The following is a 6,386-nucleotide window of genomic DNA, read 5'->3' on the forward strand; positions in this document are numbered from 1 at the left end:
TCTGGTGAACATTCCGGCCACCGAAGATCGCTAACTGCTGCTCAAACTCATCGACAAGTGCTGTTCCTCGAAGGGTGCGCGCGGGCTTCCAACTCCTACGGAAACGCGTCCTGCTGGTATGAGCCAGAGTGAGATGGGGCTGGCCGGATTCGAACCGGCGTCCTCCCACATGCGGTGAAGGCGCGACAACCGCTGCGCTACGAGCCCCATCCCGCACGCGATCATACGAGTACCCTGACCCCAGCGCTCTGAATTTATCCAAGAGGACTGAACGCTCAGCGCGACGACATCACAGAACCTGTGCCAGAACCCCTCGAAGTGAACGAAGCCAGGAAGGGTGAGCCTGGCGGTGGTTGACGGGCGCCACCTGCTCTGCGCCCGGTGGCGGGGGAGGGATGCCGTCGCAGGCATCGGCCGGAGTCAGGGGACGTCGCCGGCCCAGTGCCATCGGCCGGGGCTGCCGGGGCAGGCTTCGTAGTCGGCGCGGCCGCCGGCCCCGTTCCTCCAGTTGGAGCACCACTTCTTCCACGTCAGAGCCGCCGCCCAGCAGAAGGTGCGTCCCAGTGACGTGTCCCGGGCGCGGGTCCTGCAGCGCCTCGCGGCCCAACGGTCCAGTTTGCCCACGATCACGCCGGCGACCGCGCCCAGACCTCTGGGTCGTACGGCATGAGGAGAGCTGAAAAGTGGTCTGGTTGGTGAAGTCCGCTGGTGACACGATGGTTTGACGGGATAGATGGGGGACTGCGTGCGGGCTGACAAGCGGCGGATTCAGACGGCAGCGCTGGGCAGTGCGGGCTCGGAGGAGCCTTTGATGCTGCCGATGGAGGCGATCGAACTGGACGCCTTCCGTCACGCTCACGAGAGCGACACCTTCTGGTGCGGAACCCTGCTTGGGGGCTGCGGCGGCCGGCTGACCACGGAGCTCTACACCGACAGAGCATGTTTCCTGTCAAGTGCAGCGTGTTGAGCTTTCCACTGGCGGTCTGCAACCACCAGTTGATCGAGCTGTTGCACGTGCCGACGGCTGGCCGCGCGATCTTCCTCGGGGCCGTGGGATAGCTGACGTAGCCCCGGTTCATCAACGGTCGCAGGGCTCTGGTCGGTGGCGCCGCTTACCTGCCCAGTCCGATGACCGGTTCCGGCTCCAGCATGTTCCTGGACGACGCCAGGAGCCTCGCCGACGTGATCGCCACAGGCACCGACGAGCAGCAGCGCATGCAGTTTGCTCTCGACGGGCCGCCGCACCGCCCGGCCCGGACAGCAGTTCAGCTGCTGTGACACCGACTGGCTCGTGCAGGGCCCCAGAAGCGGCCGTCCGGCGGTGATCGGGCACTCTCCCTTGCTGGCAGCCGCTGCGCCCGCCGATCTGTCGAGGCGGGGTGTGGCGTGCGCTCAGGCGCTCGCATCCTGGCCACCTTCGCCGAGTTCGAGCTGGACCTGCTGCGAATGCGGACACGCGAAGGCATGGCCGTCGCCCGCTCCAAAGGCAAGCTGAAGGGCAAGCAGCCCAAGCTGACCCCCGCCAGCAGGCCCATCTCATCAAGGAACACCGCAGCGGCGAGCACACCATCGCCGATCTCGCCGAACTCTTCTCCGTCTCCCGGGCGACGGTGTACCGGGTCTTGGAGCGCGGAGGAAGTTAGGAGCCCTCACGAACCTGGCCACGGCGCCCAGTTATTTGACCGTACGTTCTAGATGCGCCTATGGTCTTCGACGTGGCCAGGACCAAGGAATTCGATCCGGACGCCGCGCTGCAGTCGGCCCTTGAGCTGTTCTGGCGGCGCGGCTACGAAGCGACGTCAGTGACGGACCTCGTCGAGCACCTCGGTATCGGCCGCGCCAGCATTTACGCGACCTTCGGTAGCAAGCGTGAGCTGTATCTGAAGGCCATGGACCGGTACGCCGAGATGCGCGACCCGCTTCTCCTGGTCGAGTTGTCCCAGCCGGGCCCCGCGCTGCCTGCGGTTCGGGCGGTGGTGCGCCGCTTCGCCGCGGAAGCCGCCTCCCCGGAAGGGCGACTGAACGGCTGCTTCGTCACCAATACTGCGGCCGAGCTGGCCCCGCACGACCCTGCTGCGGCCCGCCGGGTCGAGATCAGCTGGGAGCACCTCGAGACCCCACTGCACTCCGCGCTCGTACGGGCCCAGGGCCAGGGCGAGCTTCCCGAGGACCGCGATCCGCGCGCGCTGGCCCGCATGCTGCTCGTCCTGCTGCAGGGCGTACGGATCGTCGGCAAGGCGTCGAACGATCCCGCCCGAGTGCGGGACGCGGCCGAGCAGGCGCTGACCCTGCTGGACTGAATCACACTCACCGGAGCCACCGGGCTCCCTTCCGCGCGCCCAAATAATGAACCGATCGGTCAAATATCAAGGGGGAGACATGACTGCCGCAGGCGCCGCCCGCGTCGCCACCATGCGACACCGATGCGCCTTCGTCCTCCTCGGCAGCGTCCAGACCACGCTGATCTTCACGCTCGCGGCGATCGCTGTTCCGCTGCCCCCCATCGGGCGCGAATTCGGCCTGGATCGCGCTGACTTGATCCTGCTTAGCGCCGCCTACGGACTGACCTTCGCCGGGCTGGTGCTCTTCGGCGGACGCCTCGCCGACCGCTACGGCGGGCGGCGCGCCCTCACCGCGGGCCTTGTCCTCTTCGCCGCCGCCTCGGCCGCCGCCCCGCTCGCCCCCGGCATCGGGGCACTGCTCGCGGCGCGCTTCGCACAGGGAGCCGGCGCGGCCCTCGTCGCGCCAGCCGCCATGGCCGTGCTGCGCGCCGTCTTCCCCTCCCCCACCGCGTACGGCAGGGCGATGGCCACCTGGGGCGGGCTCTCGGTACTCGGCGCGACCGTGGGCAATCTGCTCTCCGGCGTCATCTCAGCGCTGCTTTCCTGGCGTTGGGCCTTCGCCGTACCACTCGTGGTGGCGATCGCAGCCCTCGCCTTCACGCCCCGGCTGCTGCCGGACACCGCACCAAACCGGGGCAGGACTCTTGACCTGCCGGGTGCTCTGCTCGCCACCGCCGGGATCACCCTCGCCAGTTACGGGCTCGTCGTCACCGACGCCCGCCCCTGGTCGTCGGCTGGCGTGCTCGTGCCGATGCTCGGCGGGACCGCGCTGCTGGCCGCGTTCTGGTACGCCGAGCGCCGGGCCCGCGACCCGCTGCTGCCACCCCGCTTCCTGCTTGACCGGCGGCGGGCCCTCGCCCTCACGGCCATCGCACTGAGCGCCTGCGGGACCGCGATGACCTTCGTGGTTCTCTCACTCCACCTCCAGCAGGCGCGCGACTGGTCACAGTTGCAGACCTCGGCCGCATTCGTGCCGTTCGCCGTCGCGCTGATCGCCTCGGGCCGGGCGGCAGGACCGCTCATCGGCCGGTACGGGGCCCGAGCCGTCACGGCCGCCGGGCTGGGCACGGGCGCGGCCGGGCTCGTCCTGCTCGCGTTCACCGGGCTCGATGCGCACACCTGGTACGCGTATGGACTGCTGCCGGGCCTTGTGCTGCTGCCGGCCGGCACCGCGGCCTCCTTCGCGGGAGCCGCCGTGCTCGCCACCGAAGGTGTACCGCAGCAGCAGACCGGGCTCGCGGGTGGCGTGCTGAACACTGCGATGGAATTCGGCCCGACCGTCCTCTTCGCCGTCCTGCTCACGCTCGGCAGCGACGCCTCGTCCCTGGCCGCGACGGGGGCCGCCCTCGCCGTCGTGGCCCTCCTGAACCACCGCACCAAGTAATCCATCACTCAAGGGAGTCACCGAAATGAACCGCTTCACCGGCAAGACCGTCCTCGTCACCGGCGCAGGCTCCGGCCTCGGCCGCGCGATCGCGCTCGCCTTCGCCGCCGAGGGCGCATCCGTAGTCGCCGCGGGACGCACCGCGGCCTTCCTGGACGAGACGGTCGGTCTCATCGAGGCCACCAGCGGCACGGCCACCGCCGTCACCGCCGATGTCACCGACTCCGGCCAGCTCCAAAACCTGGTACGCGAGAGCGTTACCCGCTTCGGTGGACTGGACATCGCGGTCAACAACGCCGGGATACTCCGCGGCACCGTAGCCGTCGGAGAGGTGAGCGAGGAGGACTGGGACGCGGTGCTGCGGACCAATGTCACCGGCGTCTGGCTGGCCATGAAGCACGAGATCGCCCACATGAAGGAGAACGGCGGCGGCGCCATCGTCAACATCTCCTCCAACCTGGGCGCGCACCTGCGGATCCCGAACGTCGCCGCGTACATCACCTCCAAGGCAGCGGTCTCCGCGCTGACCCGCGCCGCCGCTCTCGACCACATCCACCAGGGCATCCGCATCAACGCGGTCAGCCCGGGTCCCGCTGCCACGTCCATGTCGCTGCTGCCCGGTGAGACCGAGGCCGGCCGTACCGAGCGAATGAAGACGGCGACTCCGCTTGGCCGGGTGGCGGAGGCCGAAGAAGTGGCGGCCGCGGTGCTCTACCTCGCCTCGCCCGCGGCCGGCGCGGTAGTGGGCACCGACCTGGTCATCGACAGCGGATCCTCGGCCTGACGGCTCGTAGGCTTCGGCGGCACCTTCCCCAGCAAGGAACTCCGCCACGAGGGGCTGGAACGCGAGCCACATCCCGACCAGAGCTGCCGCACTGCGGTGCCGCCGACGCCAACAGCGGCATCTGCGGAATCCGCGAACTGGCCCGTCGTGGCCCTCGAACGGTCCTCGCCTGCCGCAGCGAGGCCCGTGGCAAGGAAGCCGAGGCACGGTTGAAGGGTGGAATCCCGGAGGTCTCCAAGGCGCACTTCGTGCGTCTCGACCTCACCGCACGGACCTGCGTACCGGACTTCGGCGGCCTTGATGCTGCCGGACACTCGACGACGGTCACGGTCCATGACTGACGCGGGGGCATTCATGCCACGGTCGGCTCGGGCTGCTCCGCATCGAAGTCGACCTCGTCTGAGCCGGCCGCTGCGGCGATGTTCGCGAGCTCCGCGATCCCGGCGAGCGCGTCCTGGCCGACCTTGAGCGGGCGGACCCAGAAGATCAGCCCGACCAGCCCGCCGCGCACCAGCGGCATCATCAGCGGGCGCGGCACAGCCCCCTCACCCAGCGATGCGGTGTACGTCTGCTTTGCGACGCTGACCAGTCCGTTCCGCATCCGTGCTTCCACGGGAGCCCCCCTGCCGTCTACTGATCCGATCACCGCACCCTGTCACGGGGGTTGAGGCCGTGTCAGCGAGATGATCAGCCAGCGTGCGACGGGGGAGGTGCCGGATTCAGGCGGCACCCCGGGGTGCCGCCTCCACCGACCCACGGTCGTCCACACCGGGATGGGCTCGGTGGCGGACATTGCCGACGGCCTGGAGCGCGCCTGGGCTGCCCGCCCGCCGGGCCAGTCCGTCACCGACTGGGAGGTCGCCCACTTTCCTCGCCCTGTTCGGGAGCAGGTCCGCGCGGTCGAGGAGCTCACTCTGGGACTCACCACCGTGCTCCTTGACCTTGTGGTACCCCGGGCCTGAAGCCGGGGGTACCTGAGTGAGGTGTTCGGGCGCCTGGCTTCGTTCACTTCCAGCGGAAGACGGGAGCGGTGCCCTGAGCCGGTGACCGGGCCGGGCCCGGGTCGTTGAACCGGGCGTCCACGTGCACAGCGAAGCCCTGGGGCGTCATAGCCTTGCCCCGGGGCTTCGTGCAGTGCGGACGGTTCAGGAAGGCTTCGGCTCGGGTTCGGAGGGCCTGAACGTCTTCCAGACCCAGTCCCCGTCTTCGAGCTGGGCCATCAGGATGCGGTCCTCTTCGTCCGGGTCGTCGGTCGCGTTGCGCGCGTCCCGCCGTGCCTGGGTGATCGCGAAGATCAGATCGGTGTGGAAATCCCCTGGCAGCGGTGGAGCGTTGTGCCCGCCGTCTTCGGCCTTGGCCAGCACTGCGACCTCGTCGGAGCCGAGTTCGGAAGCCCGAACGTAACCGTCGTACATGCTCAACCGAGTGATGGCGTCGGCACGCACCAGACTGGACCTGGCGGTCCCGACCGGCGGACTGTTCCTCCTCCGCATGATCCAAACGTGTGTCACGGTTCCCCTCCCGAAGCTGACGATCGTCTCGCCATCATCGCCGGGATCGCCGACAAGCACGGGCGGCCGGAGTATCCGGCTGCAGGAGTAACGCCCTGGGGTACAGCCCGGGCATCACGCAGGCGGTGGAGCGGCGGAACCGGGCGGTGCGCGAGCTGTCTCGTCATGTGTTCCCTGAGACTGGCGTCGTCCCGGACGCGGCCTGCTTCCGGGCGGTCGTGGGCTGGTGCATGGGCGGGCACGTCAGAACTGCTCCCGCTCGAAGGCGACAATGCGCTGTGCCCGCACTGACGTGGTCGGCGAGAAGGAGGCATCCTGATGGTGTTGTCACGTTGTTGGGTTGCAGGTGCCTGACGGTGCGTCGT

Annotated in this window: 9 protein-coding genes and 1 tRNA gene; 7 read left to right on the plus strand and 3 right to left on the minus strand. The window is 69.0% G+C overall.

Annotation, left to right across the window (positions count from 1 at the left end; translation table 11 throughout):
• Window positions 1–134 precede the first annotated feature (134 nt).
• Window positions 135–208: transfer RNA gene (locus EES42_RS36955), tRNA-Ala, on the minus strand.
• Window positions 209–1,128: 920 nt separating this feature from the next.
• Between EES42_RS36955 and EES42_RS45210 the strand changes: the two genes are divergently transcribed.
• The 6 genes from EES42_RS45210 to EES42_RS47425 all read left to right on the plus strand — a co-directional run bounded on the left by EES42_RS45210 (window position 1,129) and on the right by EES42_RS47425 (window position 4,851).
• Complete coding sequence (locus EES42_RS45210; RefSeq protein WP_164495466.1) at window positions 1,129–1,278, plus strand: hypothetical protein; 150 nt, start codon at window positions 1,129–1,131, stop codon at window positions 1,276–1,278.
• A gap of 101 nt (window positions 1,279–1,379) precedes the next feature.
• Window positions 1,380–1,643, plus strand: coding sequence for a helix-turn-helix domain-containing protein (locus EES42_RS36965; protein WP_241196835.1), 264 nt, complete (start codon window positions 1,380–1,382; stop codon window positions 1,641–1,643).
• Between the two features lie 72 nt (window positions 1,644–1,715).
• Window positions 1,716–2,300: a TetR/AcrR family transcriptional regulator gene (locus EES42_RS36970; RefSeq protein ID WP_124722545.1), complete on the plus strand. Its 585-nt coding sequence runs from the start codon at window positions 1,716–1,718 to the stop codon at window positions 2,298–2,300.
• Window positions 2,301–2,379: 79 nt separating this feature from the next.
• Window positions 2,380–3,726 carry an MFS transporter gene (locus tag EES42_RS36975; RefSeq protein WP_124722546.1) on the plus strand — a complete coding sequence of 449 codons (1,347 nt, stop codon included), beginning with the start codon at window positions 2,380–2,382 and terminating at the stop codon, window positions 3,724–3,726.
• Window positions 3,727–3,751: 25 nt separating this feature from the next.
• Window positions 3,752–4,510 carry an SDR family NAD(P)-dependent oxidoreductase gene (locus EES42_RS36980; protein WP_124722547.1) on the plus strand — a complete coding sequence of 253 codons (759 nt, stop codon included), beginning with the start codon at window positions 3,752–3,754 and terminating at the stop codon, window positions 4,508–4,510.
• 209 nt (window positions 4,511–4,719) lie between these two features.
• Window positions 4,720–4,851 (plus strand): hypothetical protein, encoded by a 132-nt coding sequence (locus EES42_RS47425; RefSeq protein ID WP_266487691.1) that lies wholly within the window; start codon window positions 4,720–4,722, stop codon window positions 4,849–4,851.
• 11 nt (window positions 4,852–4,862) lie between these two features.
• Here the strand turns inward: EES42_RS47425 and EES42_RS36985 are convergent, their stop codons facing one another.
• The gene (locus tag EES42_RS36985; protein ID WP_241196836.1) at window positions 4,863–5,111 is read right to left on the minus strand and encodes a hypothetical protein; all 249 of its coding nucleotides are present in this window, start codon (window positions 5,109–5,111) and stop codon (window positions 4,863–4,865) included.
• Between the two features lie 181 nt (window positions 5,112–5,292).
• On the opposite strand from EES42_RS36985, the gene EES42_RS36990 reads away from it, so the two are divergent.
• The gene (locus tag EES42_RS36990; RefSeq protein ID WP_124722548.1) at window positions 5,293–5,472 is read left to right on the plus strand and encodes a hypothetical protein; all 180 of its coding nucleotides are present in this window, start codon (window positions 5,293–5,295) and stop codon (window positions 5,470–5,472) included.
• 183 nt (window positions 5,473–5,655) lie between these two features.
• On the opposite strand, the gene EES42_RS36995 is transcribed toward EES42_RS36990, so the two are convergent.
• Entirely contained in the window at window positions 5,656–5,955 is a 300-nt protein-coding gene (locus EES42_RS36995) for a hypothetical protein (protein ID WP_124722549.1), read from the minus strand.
• Window positions 5,956–6,386 lie beyond the last annotated feature (431 nt).

It is taken from the genome of Streptomyces sp. ADI95-17, from assembly GCF_003846175.1.
GTDB lineage: Bacteria > Actinomycetota > Actinomycetes > Streptomycetales > Streptomycetaceae > Streptomyces > Streptomyces sanglieri.

What these genes read in the sequence shown, in the direction of transcription:
- EES42_RS45210 (WP_164495466.1), top strand. Translation starts at nt 1,129, where the DNA reads ATGACCGGTTCCGGCTCCAGCATGTTCCTGGACGACGCCAGGAGCCTC.
- EES42_RS36975 (WP_124722546.1), top strand. Translation starts at nt 2,380, where the DNA reads ATGACTGCCGCAGGCGCCGCCCGCGTCGCCACCATGCGACACCGATGC.
- EES42_RS36980 (WP_124722547.1), top strand. Translation starts at nt 3,752, where the DNA reads ATGAACCGCTTCACCGGCAAGACCGTCCTCGTCACCGGCGCAGGCTCC.
- EES42_RS36985 (WP_241196836.1), bottom strand. Translation starts at nt 5,111, where the DNA reads ATGCGGAACGGACTGGTCAGCGTCGCAAAGCAGACGTACACCGCATCG.